Source organism: Streptomyces sp. S6 (assembly GCF_054880855.1).
In genome coordinates this window covers 1-25083 of the sequence record NZ_JBTYMC010000082.1, presented here as the reverse complement: position 1 = coordinate 25083, position 25083 = coordinate 1, and the positions used below count along the sequence as shown (strand labels likewise).

The window sequence follows — 25083 nt, the reverse complement described above, 5'->3', positions numbered from 1 at the left end:
TGCGGGAGGCCGCCGCGCTCGCGGCGCACGCGGCGCGCACCCGGACGGGCCTCGGCTCCTCCACCCCCGCCGCACGCCTCCTCTCCCTGGCCCACCCCTTCGCGCTGGCCGCCGCCGCGGTGTCCTGCGGACTGCACCTCCTGCGCTGGTACATCGCCCTCGCCATCTCCCCCACCCCAGCCTGGCTCCAGCTCCGCGGCGACCTCTCAGGGATCCAGGGCGTCCTGCTCGCCTCGTCGCTCGCGGTGCTCGTCGGAGCGGCCTCGGCGTTGAGCGGGCGGTGGCGGTTCGGGGTGCCCTGCACGGCCGTCGGACTCCTCACCTTCGGCGCGGGCCTGTCGGTCAGCGGGCCCGTGTTCGACGACCCCTTCGTCACGCCGGGTGCCGCGCTCCTGACGGCGGCCGTCGTGCTCGCGTGCCCGCCGGACCGACGCACGGAGAGCCTCGCGGCGGGGCGGTCCGAGGTGGCCGGGGCGGTGATCGCGCTGGTGCTGGTCCCTCGGGCCGCTGTCGACGCGCATGTCGTGCCGTGGGTCAGTACGGATTACGGGTGCTGGCCGGTGGTGGTGCTGGTGGTGGCCGGGGGGTTGCTGGCGCTGCGGGACAGGTCGGGGCGGGTGCTGGGGGCGATGGCGTTGGCGTCGCCGTTGTTGGTGGCGCATGCGTATACGTTGACGTGAGGTGGGGTGGGGGCACGCCCGGGATTGACGTGGAGTGGGGTGAGGGGTGCACCTCGGGTTGACGTGAGGCGGGGTGAGGGGTGCGCTTCGGATCGACGTGAGGCAGGGTGAGGCGTCGCGCCCGGAATTGACGTGGAGTGGGGTGAGGGGTCGCGCTCGGGATTGACGTGGGTCAGGGCGGGGTTCGCGCTTGGGATTGACGCGGGGCGAGGTGAAGGGTGCACCTCGGGCTGACGTGAGGCGGGGCGGGGTTCGCGTTTGGGATTCACGTGGGTCGAGGCGAGGGGCGCTTCAGCTTGACGTGGGGTGAGGCGGGCGCCGCTCGCGCCTCGGCGGACCGGCACTCAAGCCTCGGTGGCACCGCGCTCACCCCTCGGCGACTCGCCGCTCGCACCTCTGCGGTACCCCCGCTCACCTCTCGCCAGCCCGGCGCTCACGCTTCGACGGTCCGACACCATCCCCATAGTCCGTTTGACGTAGCATTCCGTTCGACGGACTACCGGGTCCGCCGAGAGGATGCCCATGCCCTTCACGCTGTCCCACCCCGCCGCCGTACTCCCCCTGCTGCGGCCCCCGTTCGACCGGGTCGCCCTGGTCGCCGGTGCCGTCGCCCCGGACATGCCGTACTTCGTCGGCGTCCTGGGCCTGCCGCTCAGCGCGGGGTCCTGGTACGAGCCGTTCCTCAACGCCACGACCACGCACGGCGTCCCGGGCGCCGTCACCGTCTCCCTGCCGTACACACTCGCCCTGTGCCTCCTGGCGAGGGCCGCCCACCGCCCACTGGCGTCCCTGCTCCCCCTGCCCGCCCCCTCACCTGGGGAACGGACGGCACGCCGAGCCGCATGGATCGTCCTCTCCGCCCTGATCGGCATCGCCACCCACCTGGCCTGGGACTCCTTCACCCACCACGACGGCTTCGTCGTCACCCACGTCCCCTGGCTCACCTCCCCCCTGCTTGGCGGCCTCACCTGGGCGCGGGCCCTCCAGCACGTGAGCACGGTCGGGGGGCTGGCCGCGATCGGGGTGCACGTGTGGCGCAGGCGTGCGGCGTTCCCCGCCATCGGCATCAGCGGGGGGCGTCGCGGCGCTCTGTTCGCCGTCGCCGGGGTCACGGCTGTCGGGGCCGTCGTCCACGCGTGGTGGTGGCTGCCGGAGGCCGGGATGTCGATGCGGGACGTGATCGAGGGGGTGCTGTCGGACGCGGCGAAGGGGGCGGGGGCGGCGTTGATCGGGGTGCTGGGGCTGTATGTCGTGGGGTGGTGGGGGTGGCGGGGGGCCAGGGTGAGGAGCGCCGCGTGATTCGCCGGCACCCGCCCAGCCGTCGCAGCATCACCTGACCGTGGCGACTGCGCGGGCGCCGGGCCCCGCTCCTCAGACCTTGCCGAAGTGGACCGCAGGGAAGGCGCCCGCTGCTCTGAGGGTTTCGGAGAAGCCGCCGGCCAGTTCGGTGAGGCGTGCGGTGGCGGACGGGCCGAGGTGGTCGTACGGGGCGGCGTCGAGGAGGTCGGTGAGCACCTCGGTCTCGCCGCGCAGGGCCGTGCCGATCTGCGTGAGGTTGCCCGCCTCGTCCAGCAGGCCGCGCTCGCGCAACTGGTCCCGGGCGGTGTCCCATTGCTGCGCGGACCATCCGCGCGTCCTCATGAACAGTGCCGACGTCGGTGCCGTGCCGGTGGCGTTGTGCAGGACCAGCGCCTCGATGCCGGACAGGCCCGCGATCGCCAGGGCGGCGACGTGACCGTCACCTCGGTGTTCGCGAAGCAGTGTCGCGGCGTGCCACAGGGCCGGGTGTGGTTCCTCGGGTACGGGGAGGCCGGCGTTGGCGGCGTACAGCGGCCGTACCTCCCGGCGGCAGGCTTCGGTGGCGCGCAGCGCCAGTTCGGCCGCCTCGGTCATTTCCGCGGACGTGACGGCCTCCTATCCGAGCAACCGCCTCAGCGTCCGGTCCGCGCCGCGCAGCCGTGCCGTGAGCACCTCCTCCGGTGTGGCGATGGTCCATGCGGAGGGGATGTGCCGCCGCACATGCTCGTGGTTGAAGTTGTAGAACGTCGCTGTGACCGTGCCCGCGTCGACGGCCCCGAGCGGTGCCGCGCGGCTCGCGAGGTAGACCATGGCTCCGCGCTCCAGCCCGAGTGCCACGAGTTCGTCCTGCGGTTCCGGCGCGAAGTACACGGATGCGTGGAGGGGGTTGACGGCGTTGTGGCAGTGGCGGACGTGCGAGCCGGCGGGGAGACGCTGATGGCGTCGGGGCCGCATCCGTTTCACGCACCAGCCACAGGCGGTGCGCGGAACCCCAGCGGGTCCGGGACCGGCAAGCCGGCCGGCCCCGGACCCGGACGGTTCAGTTGGCAGCAGTGGCCGGGGCCTGGCCGACCTCGTCGACGATCGCGCGCTCCAGGATGGCGGTGGCGCCGTCCATCTCTCCGGCCTTGTCCCCGGGAACGTTCTTGATCGTCACACTGCGCTCGCCCAGCATGACCAGGGTCTTCTTGTCGAAGATCCATTCGGTGCGTATGTTGCCGGCCCCCAGGAAAGCCACGGCGACGCCATGACGGCCCACAGCGTCGACCGCGTCCTTGACGACGGTCACGCCGGGAATCCGCGCGGCGGCCTGGTAGAGGGCGGCGCTGACTTTCGGCGGGGCCATCTGCTCGCCCAGTGCGTCGCCGATGGTGACGAACGCCTCCTCGTCGGGGCTGGGACCGTGGCCCTTGGTTTCCTCGTAGATCTTCTTCAGCAGCAGATCGGGGTCGGTGGGCAGGGATTCCAGGTAGCGGTAGGTCGGGCTGTTCAGCTTGGGGTTGGGGTCGGGATCCAGGGTGGGGTTGGTGCCGGGGAGAAGGCCGTTCCCTCGCAGCAGTCCGGGGCGGGAGCCGTCCACCGACAGCCAGACCTCTCGCATGTGGGGCTTTTCCGGGGTGCTGTGGGCGCCGACGGGATCGTCGTCCGAGGTGGTCACGTACGTCTCCAAAGACTTGATGTAGACGTACTGGTCGTCGCGGACCGTGGAGATGGGCTTGCCCGCCGCGACGGTGGCGATCCGGTTCAGCAGCTGCACTGCCTCGCCCGACGTGGGCGCAGCGGGGCCGGAAGAGCCGGTTTCACGGCCGGCGGCAGGTGTGTTCTCCTGGCCGGGCAGCCCACCGATGGCCACCGCCACCGCCACCGCACCGGCCGCCAGAGGGACGGCGACGAGGGCCAGGCGCCGCCGGGGGCGACGGGAGGGGGAAGGGGCTGCGGTGTCCTGCTGGATCTCGGTCATCAGGTAGTCCTTGAGAAGGCGCTGACGGCCTGGAAGCAGGTCCCGGTCAGCCGGGACCGGCAGCAGCCGGGCCATCTCCGCGCGCTCGGCCTCACTGGGCCGGGACGGCTTACGGCTCATCGGGTCTCCTCCTGAGTCGGCCGGGCCGCAGAAGTGCGGCCACCTTCTACCTGTCCGCGGCCCGGATCCGAGTTCCCGTTTCCCGGCGGAACCGCCGCGCCGGCGAACTTCTGGAGCTTCTTGCGCGCGCGGGAGAGGCGGGAGCGGACGGTGCCCACCGGGATGCCCAGCGCCTCGGCCGCCGCCGCGTAGTCCAGTTGGGACCATATGCACAGCGCGAGCACCTCCCGCTCCGAGCGGCGTAATCGGGACAGCGCCGCCTGTAGCACCGCGACCTGGCCCGCGTCGTCGATGCGTCCGACCAGGTCCTCGGCGAAGTCCGGGAACACCTCCTCACGCGGCAAGCGGCTGACTGCCGCCTCGTGCCGGCGGGCCGCACGGCGGGTGTTCCTCGCGGTGTTGGTCGCGATGCCCAGCAGCCACGGCCGCAGCGAACCGCCGTCCAGATCCACCGACTCCCGCAGCCGCCAGGCCTCCAGGAAGGTCAAGGACAGCACGTCCTCGGCCGTCGACCAGTCGCCGGTCAGCCGGAAGGCATGGTTGTACACCGCCCGCGCACAGTCGTCGAAGAGAGACCCGAACGTATCGGGATCTCCTGCCCGTATCCGGGCGCGCACACTCATCTCCATACCATCGGACTGTCCGGCCGACCCGAGTCGGTTCCCGGAACGTGACACACGCCACATCGGGCTGTTTACGCGCTCAAGGATGCGTATCCCTGTCACGCCCCGGGATCACCCGCCCCTACCTCGGCGCCGCCGCCGTCGAGTTGCGCAGGACGAGTTCCGTGCCGACCTCCATGTGCTCCATGAGGAGTTTCTGGCCGTCGATGAGGGTGAGGAGGGCGCGGGCGGCCTTCTGGCCCATGTCGTGGAGGGGCTGGCGGACGGTGGTGAGGCCGGGGAAGTTCTGGGAGGCCTGGGGGAGGTCGTCGAAGCCGACCACGGAGAAGGCGGAGGGGACGTCGAGGCCGAGGGCGCGGGCCGCGTCGATGGCGCCGAGGGCGAGGAGGTCGGCGCCGGCGACGATCGCGGTGGGGGCGTGGTCGGTGATGAGGCGGGTGGTGGTGCGGAATCCGCAGGCGTAGGTGAAGTCGCAGGCCGCGACGAGGTGTTCGTCGACCTCCAGGCCCGCCAGGCGCATCGCGTCCGCGTAGCCCTGGAAGCGGACGGTGGTGCTCTCCAGGTCCTCGTCGCCGCGCAGGTAGGCGATGCGGGTGTGGCCGAGGTCGATGAGGTGCTGGGTGCCGGCGCGCATGCCGTGGTAGTTGTCCACGGTGAGGCGGGGCAGGGGGACGTCCATCCGGCGGGGGTCGATGATCACGCAGGGGACGCGCTGGCGGCGCAGCAGGTCGACCGTCTCCCCTTCGAGGACGGGGGCGATGAGGAGGATGCCGTCGACGAGGCCGCGCCCGAGGAACTCGATGCGGTCCTTCTCCCGCACCGCGTCGTGGTACGAGGCGTTGACGAGCAACTCCTGTTCCGCGTCGGCGAGTTCGTCGGCGACGCCGCGCAGGATCTCCAGCCCGTACTGGCTCGTGAGGTCGAGGGCGACGAGCCCAATGAGCCCGCTGCGCCCGGCCTTGAGGTTGCGGGCGGAGACGTTGGGCCGGTAGCCGAGCCGGTCGGCGACCTCCATGACCCGGCGTCTGGTCTCCTCCGAGGCCCCCGGCCTGCCGTTGACGACGTTGGACACGGTCATCGCCGAGACACCGGCCTCCTCGGCCACCCGCGCGATGGTCACCCGCCCTGCCACGTCCACTCCTTCGTCCGGTCCGGCCGCGTGTCAACTCTCGGGAAACTGTAACGATAAGGCGCGGCCGACACCAGCGGAATCCCTTGTGCGTAAGCGGTACACAGCATCCAGAGAGGGACACTTCGGCCACAGAAAGTTACGTATAGATGTCGCGTAAGTTTTGCGTTACAGTCCCCGTCCATCGGCGAGTAACACGCCGCAACTCGGTCAACCACCCCTAATCACTTCAGACATGACAAGTCGGTGCGCGCCGACGATGGGTGAGGTATGCAATGAAGCATTCTGGGAGATACGTCGCGGTCGCCACCACGGTCGCCGCGCTCGCCATGTCGCTGGCGGCGTGCGGCGGGGACGGCGGGGACGACACCGCCGCGGACGGCACCGTGACCCTGCACGTGGAGGCGTGGAAGGGCGGCGGCGCGGAGCCCGCGAACGTCGCCGAGATCAACAAGGCGTTCGAGCAGGCCCACCCGAAGATCAAGGTCGACTTCGAGTACATCACCGCGAACGACACCTACACGCAGAAGCTCCAGCCCGAGCTGCTCGGCGGCAAGGCCGGCGACGTCATCATGGTCGACACCGACAAGATGAAGAAGTGGGCCGCCTCCGGCTACCTCGCCGACCTCTCCAAGGAGTCCTGGTCGGGCCGGATCGCCCCCGACGCGAAGCCCTTCGCGCAAGCCGACGGCAAGACGTACGCGATGCCGATGGAGCTGATCGGCATCGGCCTGTACGCCAACATGAACCTGCTGAAGAAGGCCGGGATCTCCGAGGCCCCCGCCGACTGGCCGACGTTCCTCGCCGACCTCGGCAAGCTGAAGAAGGCGGGCATCGACCCGATCTCCCTGCCCGACAAGGCCGCCTGGACGGGCAGTTCGGTGTTCCAGGCGAGCGGCTCGACCACCGTCTACCAGAAGAACAAGCAGTGGGACGCGGACTTCACCGGCGGCAAGGCGTCCTTCGCCCCGGACTGGAAGGAGCCGCTGGACCAGCTGAAGGCCCTGGAGAGCGCGGGGTACGTCGACTGGAAGACCGAGTTGGGCGTCGACGAGTGGGCGCAGGGCCCGCAGGACTTCTCGGCCGGCAAGAGCGCGTTCTGGTACCAGGGCGCCTGGCAGGTCTCCAACATCGCGAAGGCCGGTTTCCCCGTGTCGTTCGCCCCCTGGCCGGGCGGCGCGGCGGGCACGAAGCCGAACGGCATGCTGTTCTCCGGGACGATGTGGGGCGTCAACTCCCAGTCCCGGCACGCCGACGCGGCCCGCGCCTACGTCGACTTCTGGTCGCAGAGCGCGAACCTCGCGAAGTACCTCCAGGCCGAGCACGCCGAGTCGCCGTTCACCGGCGGGACGACGCCGGAGGCCCCCGAGACGACCGCGTTCACCACGGCGTTCAAGGACGGCCGCTACCGCATCCTGCCGTCCAACTCGTGGTACGGCGCGGCGGCCGAGACCGAGATCGGCTCGAAGATCCAGGCGTACCTGCTGGGCAAGGCGTCCGTCGACCAGACGCTGAAGGACATCCAGGCCGCGGCGTCCGCCAAGTAGCCCCGGGCGGCCTGCCGGGGCGCGGCCCGCGGTCGTCGACCGCGCCCGCCCCGGCCGCCGCGGGAAATGAGGAGAATCCCCGTGTTCCATCGACGGCGTGCCACCATGGCCGCCTTCCTGCTGCCGGCGATCGCCGTGTACGGCACGTTCACGCTGTACCCGCTGGCCCGCGGCGTCTACCTGAGCATGACCGACAGCCTCGGCGGCCCGATCGCCCACTTCGTCGGCGCCGAGCAGTACCAGGCGATGGCCGACGACCCGGCCGTCACCGCCGCCCTGTGGCACACCGTGCTGTACGCGGCGGTCGTGGTCGTCGCCCAGAACGGGCTCGGCCTGCTGTTCGCGAGCATGCTGTTCCGCCGGCCGAAGGTCAGGAAGGCGCTCAGCGTGGTGCTGCTGACGCCGTCGCTGGTCTCCCCGGTGATGGCCGCGTTCATCTGGTCGTACCTGTTCGCGCCGGACGGCGGCATCAACGCGATGCTGCGGCTGCTCGGCCTCGGCTCGCTGGAGCACGTCTGGCTGGGTGACCCCTCGACGGCCCTGTACGCGGTGGCCGCCGTCAACATCTGGATGTTCGCCGGCTACTCCTGTGCGATCTTCCTCGCCGGGTACATGAGCGTTCCCCCCGAACTCCTCGACGCGGCGGCGGTGGACGGCGCGGGCGGCTGGCGCAGGTTCCGCAGCGTGGAGTGGCCGATGCTGGCGCCCGCGCTGACGGTGAACGTGACGCTGAGCCTCATCGGCTCCCTCAAGGTCTTCGAGTTCCCGCTCGTCCTGACCAACGGCGGCCCGGCGGGCTCCACCGAGACGCTGACGACCCTCGTCTACCGGAACGTGTTCGGCGGCGGGAAGTTCGCCCTCGGCATCGCGATCTCCGTACTCCTCCTGGTGACCGTGGTCGTCCTGTCCAGCGCCACCTCCGCACTGCTCCGCCTGCGCGAGCGACGAATCTGACGGGCGGCACCCATGACCTCCACCTCCCTCTCCAGCCCCTGGCGCCGGACCCTCTCCACAGCAGGGACGATTCTGCTCTGCCTCGGCGTGCTGGTGTTCGTCCTGCCGTTCCTGTTCACGATCGTCACCTCCCTGCGGACGGCGGCGGACGTGGCGCGGGAGCCGCTCGGCATCCCCCACTCCTTCACCCTGAAGAACTTCTCCGACGCGTTCAGCCAGATCCACTACGGCCGCAGCGCCCTCAACACCCTGCTCATCACCGGGCTTTCCTGTCTGAGCGTCACCGTGATCGGCTCGCTGGCGGCCTATCCGCTGGCGCGGATCACGCGCGGCTGGTCGGCGTGGGTGTACCGGCTGTTCATCCTCGGCACGTCGGTGCCGGTGTTCGTCGTCGCCGCTCCCCTGTACCTGCTGATGCGGGACATGAACCTGCTGGACAGCTACGCGGGTGTCGTCCTCGTCTACACGGCGATGTTCCTGCCGGTCGCGGTGTTCTTCTACACCAGCTTCATCCGCTCGATCCCGGCGGATCTGGAGGAGGCCGCCGCGCTGGACGGCTGCGGTGCGCTGCGCACCTTCTTCACGATCATCCTGCCGCTGCTGCGGCCGATCACCAGCACGCTGCTGACGTTCGTCTCGCTCCAGGTGTGGAACGACCTGCTGGTCCCGCTGGTCTTCCTCCAGGACCCGGACAAGCGCACCGTCATGGTGAACGCGTACTCGTTCATCGACCCGCACACCGTGCAGCCGACGACCCTGTTCCCGGCCGCGCTGCTCGGGGTGGCGCCGCTGCTGCTGATCTTCATCTTCCTCCAGCGTCACGTCGTCGCCGGCATGTCCGCGGGCGCCGTCAAGTCCTGACGCTCCCCTCCCCCGCATCTCCCCGCCGACCGCGCACCGCGCCGTCCGGCCGTCCCGTCGCGCCCTGACGCCCCGTCCTGGAAGGACCCCCCACCGATGTACGTCGTCTCCTACTTCACCGACGCCGACGAGGCGCTGCATCTGGCCTACAGCCTCGACGGCGAGGAGTTCACGGCGGTCGACGGCGGCCGGCCCGTCCTGCGGGGCACGGTCGGCACCGGCCGGCTGCGCGACCCGTTCATCGGCGCAGGACCCGACGGGCTGTTCCACCTGCTGGCCACCGACGGCTGGACGAGCCCGAACATCGTGCACGCCACCTCGCCGGACCTCGTCACCTGGTCGGAGCAGCGGCTGATCCCGGTGATGGCCGAGGTGGACGGCGCGCAGAACGCGTGGGCGCCGGAGTTCTTCCTCGACCGCAGTTCCGGGCTCTACCACCTGGTGTGGTCGTCGGTCGTGGCGCCGGGCGCCTCGGCGGTGGACTACGAGCACGTGTCGCAGGACCACCGGATCTGGCACTGCGCCACAAAGGACTTCCGGACGTTCTCGGCGTCCGCCCTGTTCTTCGACCCGGGGCACTCCGTGATCGACGCGACGGTGCGTGAGGCGGACGGCGGGGGTTTCCTCATGGCGTACAAGGACGAGCGCGGGGACAACGACCTCGCGACCGCCCACAAGGACATCCACCTCACCACGTTCGAGGTCCCCGGCGGGCCGTTCGCCCCCTCCCGGGGCCCGGTCTCGCCGTCCGTGGTGGAGGGTCCGTCGCTGTTCCGGCGGGGCGGCGACTGGATCATGATCTTCGACCACTTCCTCGAAGGTCGGTACGGGGCGGCGCGCAGCACGGACGGCACGCGGTGGGAGCCGGTCTCCCTGGGGCTGCCGCGCGGCATGCGGCACGCGTCCGTCCTGGAGACGTCCGACCTGCACTCGCTCACCGCGCGGTAACCGCGCCCACGGAATCCCGCGCCGCGACCCGTGGCGCGGGGAATTCGATCACCCAGCAAGGAGCGTCGCGATGAAGCGTCGCAGAACGGCACGCGTTCTGGCCCTCCTCGCCACCATGGCGGGAGCACTCCTCGTCCCGGCCCACACCGCGCTCGCGGCGGGCACCACCTTCTACGTGAACTGCTCGGCCGCGAGCAACGGCAACGGCACCCAGGCCAGCCCCTGGAACACCGTCACCAACGTCAACAACACCACCTTCAACGCGGGCGACAGCATCCTGTTCGCCGCCGGCACCACCTGCAACGGCCAGCTCAGCCCGCAGGGTTCGGGTGCCTCCGGCAGCCCCGTCTCCATCGGCGCCTTCGGCACCGGCGCCAAGCCCGTCATCAACGCGCAGGGCGCCACCGGCGCCGTCATCCACCTGATGAACCAGCAGTACTGGGACATCGGCGGCCTCGAACTCGTCAACTCCGCCACCTCCCCCGCCTACCGCTCCGGCGTCCTCGCCGAGAACGCCTCCGGCGGAGTCCTGCACCACATCCGCGTGCACGACATGTTCATCCACAACATCAGCGGCTGGCCGGGCGGCTGGTACGCCACCAACGCGGGCGTCGGCGTCCAGACCAACCACACCACGCCGGTCTCCACGTGGGACGACGTCGTGGTGGAGAACAACACCTTCGACCACGTCGACCGGATAGCCGTCGCCGTCACGCCCGACGGCGACGGCCAGGGCACCGGGCTCACCACGGGTACCGTCATCCGCGGCAACACGATGACCTACGACGGTGCCGACGACGTCCTCGTCGTGAAGAACGACGGCGCGCTCATCGACGGCAACAAGGCGGGCTACGGCGGTGCGAAGGCCACCTGTCCGCCGTCGGGGCAGTACTGCAACGGGGCGTCGGCCGGCATCTGGATGTCGGGCAGCTCCAACACGGTCGTCCAGAACAACGAGGTGTACTGCCACGTCAACGGCGCGGACGGCACCGGGTACGACGTCGACTGGGGCAACCACAACACCACGTTCCAGTACAACTACAGCCACCAGAACCTGGGTGGCTTCATGCTGGTGATGCCGCCGTTCAGCATCGGCAACGAGCCGACGTCGACGGTGCCGAGCGACGGGACGGTGATCCGCTACAACGTCAGTGAGAACGACGGCTCCAACGCGGGCTGCCCGGCCGCAGGCACGCCGACGCACGGCACCGGTGTCTTCCACTTCGTCGGCGGAGTACCGAACAGAAGCGGGAGTTCGGGTGCGGTCCCGCTGATCTACAACAACACGCTGTACGTCAACAAGAGCGGCCTGAACACGCCGATCCTGTACTCCCGCGCGGGCTCCAGCATCTCCGGGTCGCTGTCCTTCAAGAACAACGCGGTCTTCAACTACGGCACCGGCGGCTACTTCTCCACCACGGGTGCGTCGTCCTACTCCAACAACCTCTTCTACGGCACCCACCCGTCCTCCGAGCCCGCCGACGCGGCGAAGGTGACGGCCGACCCCGAGTTCCGCAACCCCGGTACCGGCCTGAACTCCTACCAGGTCCACCCGTCCTCCCCGGTGATCCGGGCGGGTGCGGTCATCGCGTCCAACGGCGGCAAGGACGCCTACGGCAACGCCGTCTCCGCGACGGCCGCGCCCAACATCGGCGCCTACAACGGCACCGGCGGCAACCTGCTGGCCAACGCGGGCTTCGAGACGGGTGCGCTGAGCCCGTGGACGCAGGCGAGCGGCAACGTCTCGACGGTCACCTCGGCGAACGCCCGCACCGGCGCCTCCGCGCTCACGACGGCGGCGAGCGGTGGCGGTGTCAATCAGGCGCTGTCCGGGCTGAGCCCCAACACCACGTATCTGCTGACCGGTTGGGGCAAGGTCGCCACCTCCGGTGAGACCCTCGCGATCGGGGTGAAGGACTTCGGCGGCACGGAGTCGTTCGCCAACGTCGCGACGACGTCGTACCGGCAGGCGGCGATCCTGTTCACGACCGGTGCGTCGAGCACCTCGGCCACCGTGTACTGCTGGAAGAACGCGGGCGGGAGCGGGGCGGGTTACTGCGACGACCTCGCGGTGGAGGCGCTGTCTCCGGGGGCCAACGCCGTCGCCAACCCGGGGTTCGAGACGGGTGCGTTGAGCCCGTGGGCGCAGAGCACGGCCACGGCGTCGAGCGTGGTGGCGTCCAACGCCCGCACCGGGACGAACGCCCTCCAGACGGCGCCGGCCGGGAGCGGGGCGATCCAGACGGTGAGCGGGCTGTCGTCCGCCGGGACCTACCTGGTGACCGGGTGGGCGAAGGTCGCGACCGGCGGTGAGGAAGTGGCCGTCGGGGTGAAGGACTTCGGCGGGACGGAGACGTTCCTGCGGTCGTCCGGGACGGCCTACGCGCAGCAGCCGCTGTTCTTCACCACGGGTGCGTCGGCCACTTCGGCGGGCGTGTACTGCTACAAGAACACCGGGTCGTCGGCCGGGTACTGCGACGACTACACCCTGGTCAGGCTTCCCTGATCGCCTCGGCGGCGGGTCACTCCGGCCCGCCGCCGCCGGGCCGTCCTCGTGGTCGGCGCCTTCTCAGCCGGGCGGCGGACTCGTCGCCGCCCGGGACGGGCTCCCCAAGTCCTTCCAGGTCACTGCGGCCGGCCGCGCGGTGAGGGGGGCGGGGCCAGGCATCCGTCCGGGCCGGGGTGGGTAGACTGGATCTACATTTTGACCCCGAACGTTTTCGCTTCGAAACGTTTCTGTCGCCCAGGGAAGGAACGCCGTGGCCGGGCATCGCTCGATCGTCGACACCGAGAAACTGGTCGCCGCCAAGCTGGGTGACACCCCGATACGGCACGAGCAGATGGCGGTCGTCGCCAACATCCACCGCGCGGCGGCGGCCGTCCGCCAGCACGTCGAGAACTCCGTGCTGCGCGGCGCGGACCTCACCTGGACCGGGTTCGTCGTGCTGTGGGTGGTGTGGATCCAGGGCGAGCTGGAGACGCGGCACGTCGCCGAGGAGGCCGGTATCTCCAAGGGCACCCTCACCGGTGTCGCCCGCACGCTGGAGTCCCGGGGTCTGGTGCGCCGCACCGAGCATCCCAGCGACGGCCGGCGGGTGCTGCTCGCGCTCACGCCGGACGGCGAGACGCTGATGCGGGGCCTGTTCCCGGACTTCAACGCCGAGGAGGCGTTCGTCGCGGCCCCCCTCACCACCGAGGAGTGCGTCGCGACGGCCGACGCGCTGCGCCGCATCGTCGTCCAGGTCGAGACCCGGGGCGAGCAGCGCCGCCTCGATCTCCTCGACGGCGCGGAGCCGGCTCCCCGGCGCAGCGGACGCCGTGCCAAACGCTGACCCGTGCGGGCGTAACCAAAACCGCCGTTTCCCCCTCTACACAGGTGACCTACCTACGGGGGGAACGATGAACTGGTCCAGGGCCGTGGCCGTCACGGCGGCCGGTCTTGTGCTGTGCGGGTGCGCCGGCACGGCGGACAAGGCCGAGACGGCGCCGGGTCCGCGGGTGTCCGCGCACACGACGCGCGAGTCCGCGAGCTCCGCCCCGGCGACGCCGGCGCAGAAGCCCTCGCTGGACCTCAACGGCAGGGACGACGCCCGCCCCGGGAAGCTGATCCAGATGATCCTCTACTGGGTCGACCACGCACAGGGCGGTGACGCGGTGGTCGTCCGGTCGGCGGCGTTCGACGGGCCGGTGCGGCTGAAGTGGGACAGCGACAACTACTGGGCGCTCGTCACGGTGCCGATGACGACCCGGCCCGGGTCGTATCCGCTGACCCTCACGGTCCGCGACCGCGTCATCGTCCACGACACCGTCAAGGTCCTGCCGTCCCAGCGGCCCTCCTTCACGCTGTCCGCCTCGGACGTCACCCGCCCCGGCGAGAGCGTGTCGTTCGAGTTCGACGACCTGTACCCCGGCGAGAAGGACACCGACTTCACCGTCCGCTCCGCCGCGCTGGCGAAGCCCGTGCGTCTCGTCCACAACGACGTCTACGACTACTACAACCCGCGCGCGTTCTCGGCCTCCCCGCAGCTCAAGGCCGATCTGGCGGACGGCACGTACACCTTCACCCTGTGCGGTCCCGGCGGTCGGCGCATCGCCGAGAAGAGTCTGAAGGTCCGTGCGTCGAAGCCGGGCGACCGGGACTACCTGGGCAGCCCCAGCGGGCCGGACCTCTACGATCCCGGCCGCAGTTGGTGGAAGGACGCCCCGCCGTTCAAGGTCAGGGCCGGGCACAAGGTCGGTGTCATGTGGCACGACCTCTACCCGGACCCGGGCGAGGAGAACACCCTGACCGCCACCTCCCCGGCGTTCACCGGCGTCCTCCGTCTCCCGCACGACATCACCAAGGGCGCCGACGGCGACGACCCCCGCTTCAACGGCGAGGCCACCATCCGCCCCGGCCTCAAGCCGGGCCGCTACCCGGTGACGGTCGTCGCGCACCACGGGCGGGTGAAGAGGACGGCGTACGTGACGGTGACGGCCGGGTAGCAGGGCACGTGCGGCGTCGGCGGAGTCAGGCGACGCCCCCGAGGGGGACGACGGTGCCATAGCTGTCGCCCTGAGGCGTGAGGGTGACGTGGTTGTCGAGCAGGGCTCCGGGAGGCGTCTTCCCCGGCTTCATGCACGTTGCGGCGACATATTCGTTTATCTTGACGCCGAACCTGATCCAGCTGGACGACCGTTTACCGCAGGCCGTGTAGCTGCCGCCATTGACCTTGAATCCGCAGACCGTCTTGCCCTTGGCCAGGGTGCCGAGCACCTTGCCCTTCGTCGACGGCTGGCTGCGGATGCTCAAGGTCTCCTTCGCAGCGTAGGTCGTGCAGCTCGGGACCTTGTCGGCCACGGCCGCCGGGGCTGCCGCCACGATTCCGCTCGTCGCCAGAGCTGTCGCCGCGACGGCCATACCGATTCGTCGAACCCTGTTCATCCGTCCTCCTGTCTCATCGGCTGATTCATCAGCCCTGTGTGCTGTCGGATACGAGACTGCCAAGCACAGGCATGCCGAGTCGTTGACTCGGAGTGGCCGGTTGCTTGACGATCCGTCGCCGGTGGCGCAGGCCCGACTAGCCCTGCCCTTCAGGCAGTTGGCGCGCGGCGCGGTTCGCCAGGGTTTCCAGCAGCAGGTCCACGGCCTCCTCGAAGGAGCTGTGGCTCATGTGGTGGAGTTCGTCGCGGACGGCGGTGAGGGCGGGGAAGGCGGTTGCGTCGAGGTGTTGGTAGGTGTTGAGCCAGGCTCGGCGGTCGGCGGCGCGGCGGTCGGGTGGGAGGGTGAGGACGGCGGCGTCCATGGCGGCGTGGCCGAGGACGGTGTCGATGAAGGTGAGGTAGAGGCGGGCGGCGTCGGCGGGGGCGAAACCGGCCGTCAGGAGTAGGGCGATGCCGGTTTCGACGGCGCGCATCTCGTTCTCCAGGCGGGTCACCCGGTACGCGGCGAACGCCGCCGCGCGCGGGTGGGCGAGGTATCCGCCGCGTACGCGCAGGGCCATCTCGCGCAGGGAGGCCACCCAGTCGTCGCCGGGGACGAAGCCGGCCATGGCGTCGCCGATGATCCGGTCGGAGACGGCGAGCAGGAGGTCGTCCGTGCCGTGGAAGTAGCGGTAGAGGGCGGTGTGGTCGCAGCCGAGGGCGGTGCCGAGGCGGCGGACGCTGAGGGCGTCGGCGCCGTGCTCGCCGACGAGGCGCAGCGCGGTGTCCACGATCAACTCCTTGGACAGCAGGACGCCGGAGCGGGTGGGCCGTCGGCGTCTGCGTTCCTGCGGTACCCGGCCGGTCATCGGCTGCTCCCCTCCGAATCCGGCGGACGTCCCGTCGGCACCGGCGAGTAAAGACGCCCCGGCCGTCTTACGTCAACAGCATTGACGCAAGATGAGCGCCAGGTGTTCCATCACAGTCCCGCGCGGCTCTTCCCCCCGTCTCCTTTCGTGAGGAGCCTTTCCATGTCACCCGCGTTCCCGCAGTCCTCCGCTCCGGCGGAGCCCGCCGTCCTGCGCCGTTCCCTCGGTGTCGTGGACGGCGTGGCCGTCGCCGCCTCCAGCACCGCCGCGACCACGAGCATCGCCATCGGGATGGGCGCGATCGCCGCGGTCGTCGGCCTGCACGCGCCGGCGCTGCTGATCCTCGCGTTCCTGCCGGTGCTCGGCATCGCCACCGCGTACACCCGCCTGAACCGTTCGGAGCCCAACTGCGGCAACGGATACGTGTGGGTCGGCCGGTCGCTGGGCCCCTGGCCGGGGTTTCTGACCGGCTGGGTGACCGTGGTCGGGTCGGTCGTCTTCTGCGCCTACACCAGCGCGATCATGGGTTCGGTCGTCCTGACGTTCGCGGGCAAGGCGGGCCTGCGGACGGTCGCCGGGGTCGCCCTCGACCCGACGTCCACGGGGATCACGACGGCCGTGGGTCTGACGATCCTGGTGGGTCTCGCGGCCCTCGCGGTGACGGGGATCCGCGCGGCGACCCGCTTCCAGTTCGCGCTGCTGGTGTTCGAGTACGCGGTGCTGCTGGGGTTCTGCACCTGGGCCATGGTCACCGGTGACCACGCCTTCTCCTGGTCCTGGTTCAACCCGTTCGCGATCTCCGACGGCACCGCCTTCGCGAAGGGCCTGGTCCTCGCGGTGTTCTTCTTCTGGGGCTGGGACTCGGCGTTCAGCGTCACCGAGGAGACGAAACGGCCCGAGGACTCCTCCCGCAGCGGTCTGATCGCCCTGTTCGCGATGCTCGGCCTGTTCCTGTTCGCGTCGGTGGCCTTCCAGAGGGAGATGAGCCTCGCCGAACTCATCAAGAACGGCCCGCAGGCCCTCCCTTATCTGGGCCAGAAGCTCGCCTCGGAGCCCTGGGCGACGCTCCCCCTGATCGCCCTGATGTTCTCGGCGGCGGCCTCGGTGCAGGCCACCCTCATCCCCACGGCGCGCGGCCTGCTCGCGATGGGCCGCGACCGCACGATGGGCCCGCTGTGGAACCGGGTCCACCCCCGCTACGGCACCCCCGCCGCCGGGACGGCCGTCATCCTGGCCCTCTCCTCGGTGATCGCCCTGCTGGCCGTCGCCATCCCGAAGCTGAGCGACATGCTGCTGGCGGCCGTCAACTCCATCGGGCTCGTCGTGGCCCTGTACTACGGCCTGACCTCGATCGCCTGCGCGGTGCGTTTCGCTCCGGACGCCCGCCGCGAGGGCTGGCGCACGGGCGTGCTCTCGGTGGGGGTCCCGGCCGTGTCGGGGCTCGTGCTGCTGGGGCTCGGCTGTTACCTCGGCTACTCGTACCTGACGATGAGCGATCACTTCGAACTGAGTCCGAACAATGGGTGGTTCATGTTCTCGCTGCCCGCGCTGATCGTGGTGTCGGGACTGGTGATGGCGGCGGTCGCCAAGTACGGCCGGCGCTCCCCCTACTTCACGACGGGCCGGGGCACCGACGCGGAGGCGATCGCCCTGCCGATGGACAAGACGCCCGCCTGACCCTTTTCCCCCTCTCATCACCACGAGGAGTTCGTCCCATGCAGCAGCAGTCCTCCGCCGATCTCGTCCTCACCGGCGGCCCCGTCCACACCGTCGACCCCGCGCGCCCCCACGCCACGGCCGTGGCGGTGCGGGCCGGGCGGATCGTCGCGGTGGGCCACGACGAGGTGCACGCGCTCGTCGGCCCCCGCACCGAGGTCGTCGACCTCGCCGGGAGACTGCTGCTGCCCGGCTTCCAGGACGCCCACGTCCATCCGCTGGGCGCGGGTATGGAGCTGGGCCAGTGTCACCTCGCGGACACCACGGACCCGGCGGAGTACCTGCGCCGGGTCAGGGCGTACGCGGAGGACCACCCGGACGTCGAGTGGATCACCGGGGGCGGCTGGTCCCTGGAGGCGTTCCCCGGGGGCTCCCCCACTGCCGACGCGCTCGACATGGTCGTCCCCGACCGGCCCGTGTTCCTGCCCAACCGCGACCATCACGGGGCGTGGGTCAACAGCCGGGCGCTCCAGCTCGCGGGGATCACGGCGGACACCCCGGACCCAGTGGACGGCCGGATCGAGCGGGACGAGCGGGGGCGGCCCACCGGCATGCTCCAGGAGGGCGCCGTCCATCTGGTCGGGCGGCTCCTCCCGGAGCCCACCCCTGCCGAACGGCTGGCGGGGCTGTTGCGGGCCCAGGCGGTGCTGCACTCCTACGGGGTGACGGCGTGGCAGGACGCGATCGTGGGGGCGTACGCGAACATGACGGATCCGGCGCCCGTCTACCGGGCGGCGCAGGAGCAGGGGCTGCTGACGGCGCGGGTGGTGGGGGCGCTGTGGTGGGACCGGGAGCGGGGCGCCGAGCAGATCGGTGAACTGGTCGAGCGGCGGCGGGAGTTGACGACGGACCGGTTCCGTGCGGGCACCGTGAAGATCATGCAGGACGGCATCGCGGAGAACCGCACGGCCGCCCTCCTCGCCCCCTACGTCACCTCCTGCGGCTGCGCGTCCGCCACGGCGGGCCTCAGTTTCGTGGACCCGGGCGACCTGCGGAAGTACGTCACCGAACTCGACGCCCTCGACTTCCAGGTCCACTTCCACGCGCTGGGCGACCGCGCGGTGCGCGAGGCGCTGGACGCGGTGGAGGCGGCCCGGACCGCGAACGGTCGCCGGGACACCCGGCACCATCTGGCCCACCTCCAGATCGTCCACCCGGACGACGTCCCGCGCTTTTCCGCGCTCGGCGCCGCCGCCAACCTCCAGATGCTGTGGGCCGCCCACGAACCGCAGATGGACGAGCTGACGTTGCCCCTCCTCGGCCCCGAACGCGGCGCCCGCCAGTACCCCTTCGCCGACCTCCTGCACTCCGGCGCGATCCTGGCCGCCGGCAGCGACTGGCCCGTCTCCTCCCCCGACCCCCTCCAGGCCCTGCACGTCGCCGTCAACCGCACCGCCCCCGACGCCCCTTCGGGCACCCCCGTCTTCCTCCCCGCCCAGCGCCTCTCCCTCACGGCCGCCGTCGCCGCGTACACGGCGGGCAGCGCCTACGTGAACCGTCTCGACGCTGTCTCCGGCACGATCACCCCGGGCAAGGCGGCCGACCTCGTCGTCCTCGACCGGGACCCGTTCGCCGGGGCGCCCGAGGAGATCGCGGCGACGCGGGTGCGGCAGACGTTCGCCGGAGGGGTCCGGGTGTACGCGTCACCCGACGCCTGAGGCTCGGGGCAGGCGCAGTTCGAAGCAGGCGCCCAGCGTCCGGGGGGTGAGGGTGAGGGTGCCTCCGTGGCGTTGCGCCAGGTCACGGGCGATGGCGAGACCCAGGCCCGCACCGCCCTGGTCACGCGAGCGGGCGTCGTCCAGCCGCACGAACCGTTCGAAGACACGCTCGGCGTCCTCGGGGGGTATGCCGGGGCCGTCGTCGTGGACGGTGAGGACGACCCGGTCGGCCTCGGCGCGGACGGTGATCTGGATGCGGTGCGCGGCGTGCCGGGCGGCGTTGTCGACGAGGTTGCGCAGCAGCCGTTCGTACTCGCCGGGGTCGCCCTGCACGAAGGCGGGTTCGGCGCTGTCACAGGTGAGGGTCAACGGCCTTTCCGCGAGCAGGTACTGGTCCGTCAGCCGGGAGGCGAGGGCGCTCAGGTCGACGGGCTCGGCGTCCGACGCGGGAGCCCTGGTGTCGAGGCGGGCCAGGAGCAGCAGGTCCTCGGCGAGGGCCTGGAGGCGCCGGGTCTGGCGGGCCGCCGTGGTGGCGGTGGCGGGCCAGTCGGTGCGGTCCGGGTAGGCGAGCGCGACTTCGAGGCTGGCCAGGAGAGTCGTGAGGGGGCTGCGGAGTTCGTGAGCGGCGTCGGCGACGAAACGGCGTTGCTGGACGGCTGCGTTGTCGAGGCGTTGCAGGGTGCTGTTGATGGTGGTGGCGAGGGCGGTGATCTCACGCCCTGTCGCGGGGACGGTGACGCGTTCGTCGCTCGCGGTGACCGAGGCGGTGAGGACGCGGATGGCTTCGACGGGGCGCAGGGCGATGCGGACGGCAAGGTAGGTGATGGCGGTGACGAGGAGGAGGGTGAGGAGGCCGGCCCACAACAGCAGGAGGTCGGTGGTCTCGGTGATCGACTCGGCCGTGTTCGGGAGGACCACCACATAGATCCGCATCTTGGCGTCGGCGGCGATGCCGAAGGCGGCGGCCTTCTGGCTGGGCAGTTCCTCGGCGCTGATGTCGGTGTACATGACCATATGGGTCTTGCCGGCCAGGTCGGGTGCGCTCTCGGAGTACTCGCCCGCCGGGATGTAGAGGGGAAGGGTGGTGAGCCCGGGTCCCCTGTAGTCGGGTGGAACGGGCAGCACATGGCGGGTGCCGGGGCGGAGTGCCTCCATGCCTCCGCCGTATGCGACGGCGGAGTTCCGTCCGGCCGCCACGACCTCGTACGGAACGGGGCTGTTGCGAACGGGAAGGTACCCCTCCTTCATCTGGTCGTAGAGAGTCCAGAGCTGCTTCTCGGCATGCTTCTCGGCGATCCGCGTGCCCTCGCCGTAGACGTCGCGGTGCATCCACCAGCCGGTGACGGCCAGGATGACGGCGACGGCCGAGAAAGCGGTCAGGGCCGCACGGACCCGAATCGAACGCGGCCACCACCGCCACCGCCGCTCAGTCGCGTTCACGGTCGTCCACCAATCGGTACCCGGTACCCCGCACGGTCTGAAGCGACTGCCTCTCGAACGGTGCATCCACCTTCTTGCGCAGCGCGCTCACCCTCGCCTCCACCAGGTTGGGATCCCATGCCTCGTCGGGCCAGGCGTGATACAGCAGGTCCGCTTTGGAGACCGCCTGGCCGGCGCGGCGGGCGAGCAGTTCCAGGACGGCGAACTCTCGTGGGGTGAGCTCCACTTTGGCCCCCGCCCTGCGGCAGACGCGGGCGGCGACGTCCAACGAAAGGTCTCCTACGGCGAGTACGGGCGGGGCGACGGCGGCTCCGCGCCGGATCAGGGCCCGCAGCCGGGCGACGAGGACCATGTACGAGAACGGCTTCGCGAGATAGTCGTCGGCGCCCGTGTCCAGCGCCTCGGCCTGGTCCCAGTCCCCGTCCTTGGCCGTGAGGACCAGGATGGGCGTCGTGTTGCCCTCCCGGCGGAGTTCGGCGCAGACCTTGTAGCCGTTGAGGCCGGGCAGCATCAAGTCGAGGACGACGAGGGCGTATTCGCCGGTGCGGGCCATCCACAGGCCCTGCCGTCCGTCGTGGGCGAGGTCGACGCTGTAGCCCTCGGCGGTGAGGCCGGTGTGCAGGGTATGGGCGAGGTCAACTTCGTCCTCCACGACCAGGATGCGCATGCGGTGCAGCTTCGCACAGCGCCGGGCAGGCTTCCTGATCGTCCGGTCAGGTTCGATCAGCATCCGGTCAACAGGGCCCCGGCACGCTGGCGGAACTTTCTCGCCGCCGCTGAAAGGCCCTGCCGCTGATGTCCGTTGACGAACGCGCCCCCTCGACGTCCGCGCCCACCCGTATGCCGCCACCGGGACCGGACAGAGCCGTCGTCCTCCTCGCGCCCGTGCTGCTGACGCTCGTTCTGGGGCTGTGGGGCATCCGCAGGGAGAACTCCCTGTGGTGGGACGAGGCCGTCACCTACGAGATCGCGCACCGCGACCTCTCGCAGATCTGGCTGACCGCTCAGCAGGCCGATCTGGTGCACAGCCTCTACTACGCGGTGATGCACGTGCTCTTCGGTGTCTTCGGCGACGGGCTGGTGACGTTGCGGCTGCCGTCGGTGCTGGCGACGGCCGCGGCGGCGGGCGGGGTCGGGCTGCTGGGGCTGCGGCTGGCGGGACCGCGTGCCGGGCTGGTGGCCGGGGCGGTGTTCGCGCTGCTTCCCCAGGTGCAGCGGTACGCGCAGGAGGGCCGCTCGTACGCGATGGTCTGCGCGCTGGTCGCGTGGGCCACGTACGCGCTCGTGGCGGGCGTCGCGCAGCGCTCCCGGTGGCGGTGGGCGGTCTACGGCGCCGCCATGCTGGCGGCCTGTCTGCTCCACGAGTTCGCGGTCCTCGCCCTGCTCGCGCACGGCGTCACCCTGGTCGTCTGGCGTGTGCCGCGGCCGGTGCTGCGGGCGTGGGGTGTGGTGGCCGGGGGTGTGGTGGCCGGGTTGCTGCCGCTGGCGGTCGTCAGTGCGGGGCAGTCGGGGCAGGTGGCCTGGATCGACGGGCCCGTGCGGCTGAACTACCTGCTGGTGACGGTGGTGATCGGCGTGGGGTGCGTCCTCGGGGTCAAGGTGCCCGCCCGGCTCGTCGCGCTGGCTGTGCCGCTTCTCGTGCTGCCGGGTCTCCTGCTGCTGGTCGCCTCACTGGTCAGGCCCCTGTTCGTCGACCGGTACGTGCTCTACAGCAACATCGGGATCGCTCTGCTGCTGGGCGTCTGGCTGGACCGCCTCCAGCGGCGGTGGCTGTCCACGCGCCTCACCTGGATCGCGGCGGTCGCGATCCTGGCCGTGTTCGTCCCGCCGAGCCTGTCGCTGCGCACGCCTGAGAGCCGCACCACCGACTCCACCGCCATCGGCGCCGCCGTACGCGCGGCGGCCCGTCCCGGCGACGGTCTGCTGTACCTCAACGGCCACCACCGGACCTTCACCCTGGCGGATCCCGACGACACCCGTCTCCTGGCCGATCTCGCCCTGGCCGAGGACCCCGTCTCGTCGAATACCCTCGCCGGCGTCGAGTTCCCCGCCCGGGACATCCCCGCGCGCATGCTGGAGTTCGACCGGATCGTCGTGGTCCAGGGGGCGAGCGCGCGGCCGACGGCCGACCCTCGGTACCGGGCGAAGGAGAACACCCTGCGGCACTCTTTCCGCGCGGGGGCGACGACACGGGTCAACGGGGCGTACGTCACCGTCTACGTCCGCGACCGGTTCACACCCGTACGACCTGCGTCTCTGCGGCGCTGAACTCCTCGGCCGGAGCCGGTGGCGGGCGGCGGGCCGTGTCGCTGACCTTGAGGAGGACGGCGACCAGGAGCCAGTTGGCGACCATGGACGAGCCGCCCTGGGCGAGGAAGGGCAGGGCCTTGCCGGTGAGGGGGATCAGTCCGGTGACACCGCCGCACACCACGAACACCTGGAGCACCAGCGCGGTGGCGAGCCCGCCGGCGAGCAGCTTGCCGAACGGGTCGGTGACCACGAGGGCCGTGCGTAGTCCGCGTTCGGCGAGCAGGGTGTAGAGGAGGACGACGACCATGACACCCGCGAGGCCGAGTTCCTCGCCGACCGTGGTGAGGATGAAGTCGCTGCGCCCGGCGAAGCCGATCAGCTCGGGGTGGCCCTGGCCGAGGCCGCTGCCGAAAACGCCTCCCGAACCGAAGCTGAACAGCGCCTGGGCGGCCTGGTCGGAGATCAGGCCCGGTGGCCGCTGGTCGGGCGGCAGGAAGATGTCCATCGGGTGGAGCCAGGCGACGACCCGGCCGTGCACGTGCGGTTCGAAGGAGCCGACGACGAACGCGCCGACGGCGAACATCACGACGCCGAACACGACCCAGCTGGTGCGCTCGGTCGCGATGTACAGCATGACGACGAACAGCCCGAAGAAGATCAGCGAGGTACCGAGGTCCCGCTCGAAGACCAGGACGAGCAGGCTCAGCAGCCACACCGCCGCGACGGGCCCGAACTGCCGCCCGCGCGGGAGGTAGAGGCCCATCACCCGCCGCCCGGCGAGCGCGAGGGCGTCCCGGCGGAGCGTCAGGTACCCGGCGAAGAACACCACGATGACGATCTTCACGAACTCGCCGGGCTGGAAGGACAGCGGCCCGATGAAGATCCACCGCTTGGCGCCGTAGACGTCTCCGGGGTAGAAGGCCGGCGCCATCAGCAGGACCAGTCCGACGGCGATCGTGAGGTACGGGTAGCGCTGGAGCCTGCGGTGGTCCTTCAGCAGGCCCACCGCCCCGACGAACACGACCGCGGCGACGCCGCACCACACCAACTGGCCGGATGCGGCGGGTGCCGCGTGCTTGTAGTGGGACCCGTAGGCGAGGTCGAGGCGGTGGATGAGGACGAGCCCGAGTCCGCTGAGCAGGGTGGCCAGCGGCAGGATCAGCGGATCGGCGTGCCGCGCGAACCGCCGTACGGCGAGATGGCACAGCAGGGCCAGTGCCGCTGCCGCCGAGCAGGTCGTCGCCAGGTCCGGCGGGAGCGTCCCCTGGACCGCGAGGCCCGTCTCCGCGTAGCCGTAGACGCAGATGGCGACGGCGCCGAGGAGCAGGAGCAGCTCCAGGTTCCGGTCGCCCATGTACCCCAACCGGCTCGGCCGCACCGGCGGTTCGCGCCGACTCGTCATGCCTCCCCCTTCGTCCGGTCCACCGCCGCTCCCGGGTTCGGGAGCACCGCCAACATAGTCATACACTTGCGCAATAACGCAAGTAGCCGGGTAAGAGGAGGGTCTGCGTGGCGGTTCGAGGACGACGGCGTCGCCGGGTGTGGGCGGTGGTGGCCGGGGTGAGCGTCGCCCTGGTGCTCGCGGGCTATCTCACCGTCCGGTTCATCCGCTCGACGGCGTCCGACACGTGCACCGCGCGCGGCACGGACGGCACGACGGCCACCCTCGACCTGGACCAGGCGTCCCACGCGGCGACCATCGCGGCCGTGGCCCACGCGCGCGGCCTGCCGGAACGCGCCGTGACCATCGCCCTGGCGACGGCGATCCAGGAGTCCAAGCTGCGCAACCTCACCTACGGGGACCGCGATTCCCTCGGCCTCTTCCAGCAGCGCCCCTCGCAGGGCTGGGGCACCTCGGCGCAGATCCTCGACCCCGTCCACGCGTCGGGCACGTTCTTCGACGCGCTGGTCAAGGTGCCGGACTATCTCGGCCTGCCGGTCACCGTGGCCGCGCAGCGGGTCCAGCGCAGCGGCTATCCGGAGGCGTACGCCCGGCACGAGGGCATGGCGGCGACTAAGGACTACTTCGGCCGCCTGGTCGGCGCCCTGGCCGACGCCCTGGGCTTCCGCACCGACATCCCCTTCGCCGGGCTCCCGCAGCGCGCGAAGAAGGCCCTGCTGTACGGC

Annotated in this window: 19 protein-coding genes and 3 pseudogenes; 13 read left to right on the top strand and 9 right to left on the bottom strand. The window is 70.9% G+C overall.

Going from position 1 to position 25083, the window contains the following annotated elements:
• Together ACVNF4_RS14405 and ACVNF4_RS14400 are read left to right on the top strand one after the other, a co-directional pair.
• Nucleotides 1–680 (top strand): annotated as a pseudogene (locus ACVNF4_RS14405) (hypothetical protein); the annotation flags it as partial.
• Between the two features lie 522 nt (nt 681–1202).
• Nucleotides 1203–1979: a DUF4184 family protein gene (locus ACVNF4_RS14400; protein WP_461803183.1), complete on the top strand. Its 777-nt coding sequence runs from the start codon at nt 1203–1205 to the stop codon at nt 1977–1979.
• Between the two features lie 72 nt (nt 1980–2051).
• Here the strand turns inward: ACVNF4_RS14400 and ACVNF4_RS14395 are convergent.
• The 4 genes and pseudogenes from ACVNF4_RS14395 to ACVNF4_RS14380 all read right to left on the bottom strand — a co-directional run bounded on the left by ACVNF4_RS14395 (nt 2052) and on the right by ACVNF4_RS14380 (nt 5814).
• Nucleotides 2052–2933 (bottom strand): annotated as a pseudogene (locus ACVNF4_RS14395) (SCO6745 family protein).
• An 85-nt stretch (nt 2934–3018) separates the two neighbouring features.
• A complete protein-coding gene (locus ACVNF4_RS14390; protein ID WP_461803182.1) occupies nt 3019–4059 on the bottom strand; it encodes a CU044_5270 family protein in 1041 nt (346 codons plus the stop codon).
• Nucleotides 4056–4688, bottom strand: coding sequence for an RNA polymerase sigma factor (locus ACVNF4_RS14385; RefSeq protein WP_461803181.1), 633 nt, complete (start codon nt 4686–4688; stop codon nt 4056–4058). Before ACVNF4_RS14385 ends, ACVNF4_RS14390 begins: the two co-directional genes overlap by 4 nt.
• 115 nt (nt 4689–4803) lie before the next feature.
• The gene (locus ACVNF4_RS14380) at nt 4804–5814 is read right to left on the bottom strand and encodes a LacI family DNA-binding transcriptional regulator (protein WP_461803180.1); all 1011 of its coding nucleotides are present in this window, start codon (nt 5812–5814) and stop codon (nt 4804–4806) included.
• Nucleotides 5815–6086: 272 nt separating this feature from the next.
• Here ACVNF4_RS14380 and ACVNF4_RS14375 point away from each other — a divergent pair, with 272 nt between their 5' ends.
• From ACVNF4_RS14375 to ACVNF4_RS14345, 7 genes are all read left to right on the top strand, one after another.
• On the top strand, nt 6087–7358 hold the full coding sequence (locus tag ACVNF4_RS14375) for an ABC transporter substrate-binding protein (RefSeq protein WP_461803179.1): 1272 nt from the start codon (nt 6087–6089) through the stop codon (nt 7356–7358).
• Nucleotides 7359–7439: 81 nt separating this feature from the next.
• Nucleotides 7440–8312, top strand: coding sequence for a carbohydrate ABC transporter permease (locus ACVNF4_RS14370; RefSeq protein ID WP_461803178.1), 873 nt, complete (start codon nt 7440–7442; stop codon nt 8310–8312).
• 12 nt (nt 8313–8324) lie between these two features.
• Complete coding sequence (locus ACVNF4_RS14365) at nt 8325–9173, top strand: carbohydrate ABC transporter permease (protein WP_461803177.1); 849 nt, start codon at nt 8325–8327, stop codon at nt 9171–9173.
• 96 nt (nt 9174–9269) lie between these two features.
• Complete coding sequence (locus tag ACVNF4_RS14360; RefSeq protein ID WP_461803176.1) at nt 9270–10121, top strand: glycoside hydrolase family 43 protein; 852 nt, start codon at nt 9270–9272, stop codon at nt 10119–10121.
• Nucleotides 10122–10191: 70 nt separating this feature from the next.
• Nucleotides 10192–12627 (top strand): carbohydrate binding domain-containing protein, encoded by a 2436-nt coding sequence (locus tag ACVNF4_RS14355; protein ID WP_461803175.1) that lies wholly within the window; start codon nt 10192–10194, stop codon nt 12625–12627.
• A 253-nt stretch (nt 12628–12880) separates the two neighbouring features.
• Nucleotides 12881–13453, top strand: coding sequence for a MarR family winged helix-turn-helix transcriptional regulator (locus tag ACVNF4_RS14350; protein WP_461803174.1), 573 nt, complete (start codon nt 12881–12883; stop codon nt 13451–13453).
• A gap of 67 nt (nt 13454–13520) precedes the next feature.
• Nucleotides 13521–14606 carry a hypothetical protein gene (locus ACVNF4_RS14345; protein ID WP_461803173.1) on the top strand — a complete coding sequence of 362 codons (1086 nt, stop codon included), beginning with the start codon at nt 13521–13523 and terminating at the stop codon, nt 14604–14606.
• Between the two features lie 25 nt (nt 14607–14631).
• Here ACVNF4_RS14345 and ACVNF4_RS14340 read toward each other — a convergent pair whose 3' ends face one another.
• Together ACVNF4_RS14340 and ACVNF4_RS14335 are read right to left on the bottom strand one after the other, a co-directional pair.
• Nucleotides 14632–15045 carry an SH3 domain-containing protein gene (locus tag ACVNF4_RS14340; RefSeq protein ID WP_461803172.1) on the bottom strand — a complete coding sequence of 138 codons (414 nt, stop codon included), beginning with the start codon at nt 15043–15045 and terminating at the stop codon, nt 14632–14634.
• A gap of 136 nt (nt 15046–15181) precedes the next feature.
• Nucleotides 15182–15892, bottom strand: coding sequence for a TetR/AcrR family transcriptional regulator (locus ACVNF4_RS14335; protein ID WP_461803171.1), 711 nt, complete (start codon nt 15890–15892; stop codon nt 15182–15184).
• Nucleotides 15893–16054: 162 nt separating this feature from the next.
• Between ACVNF4_RS14335 and ACVNF4_RS14330 the strand changes: the two genes are divergently transcribed.
• Both ACVNF4_RS14330 and ACVNF4_RS14325 read left to right on the top strand, forming a co-directional pair.
• On the top strand, nt 16055–17569 hold the full coding sequence (locus ACVNF4_RS14330) for an APC family permease (protein ID WP_461803170.1): 1515 nt from the start codon (nt 16055–16057) through the stop codon (nt 17567–17569).
• 38 nt (nt 17570–17607) lie between these two features.
• Nucleotides 17608–19266, top strand: coding sequence for an amidohydrolase (locus ACVNF4_RS14325; protein ID WP_461803169.1), 1659 nt, complete (start codon nt 17608–17610; stop codon nt 19264–19266).
• Here ACVNF4_RS14325 and ACVNF4_RS14320 read toward each other — a convergent pair.
• Nucleotides 19252–20706, bottom strand: a complete 1455-nt coding sequence (locus tag ACVNF4_RS14320) for a sensor histidine kinase (protein WP_461803168.1) — start codon at nt 20704–20706, stop codon at nt 19252–19254. The genes ACVNF4_RS14325 and ACVNF4_RS14320 overlap by 15 nt on opposite strands.
• Nucleotides 20693–21373, bottom strand: a complete 681-nt coding sequence (locus tag ACVNF4_RS14315) for a response regulator transcription factor (protein ID WP_461803167.1) — start codon at nt 21371–21373, stop codon at nt 20693–20695. The genes ACVNF4_RS14320 and ACVNF4_RS14315 overlap by 14 nt, the downstream gene beginning before the upstream one ends.
• 128 nt (nt 21374–21501) lie before the next feature.
• Between ACVNF4_RS14315 and ACVNF4_RS14310 the strand changes: the two genes are divergently transcribed.
• On the top strand, nt 21502–22974 hold the full coding sequence (locus ACVNF4_RS14310; protein ID WP_461803166.1) for a glycosyltransferase family 39 protein: 1473 nt from the start codon (nt 21502–21504) through the stop codon (nt 22972–22974).
• Here the strand turns inward: ACVNF4_RS14310 and ACVNF4_RS14305 are convergent.
• Nucleotides 22940–24358: an FtsW/RodA/SpoVE family cell cycle protein gene (locus ACVNF4_RS14305; RefSeq protein ID WP_461803165.1), complete on the bottom strand. Its 1419-nt coding sequence runs from the start codon at nt 24356–24358 to the stop codon at nt 22940–22942. The genes ACVNF4_RS14310 and ACVNF4_RS14305 overlap by 35 nt on opposite strands.
• A 107-nt stretch (nt 24359–24465) precedes the next feature.
• Here ACVNF4_RS14305 and ACVNF4_RS14300 point away from each other — a divergent pair.
• Nucleotides 24466–25083 (top strand): annotated as a pseudogene (locus ACVNF4_RS14300) (heavy metal transporter); the annotation flags it as partial.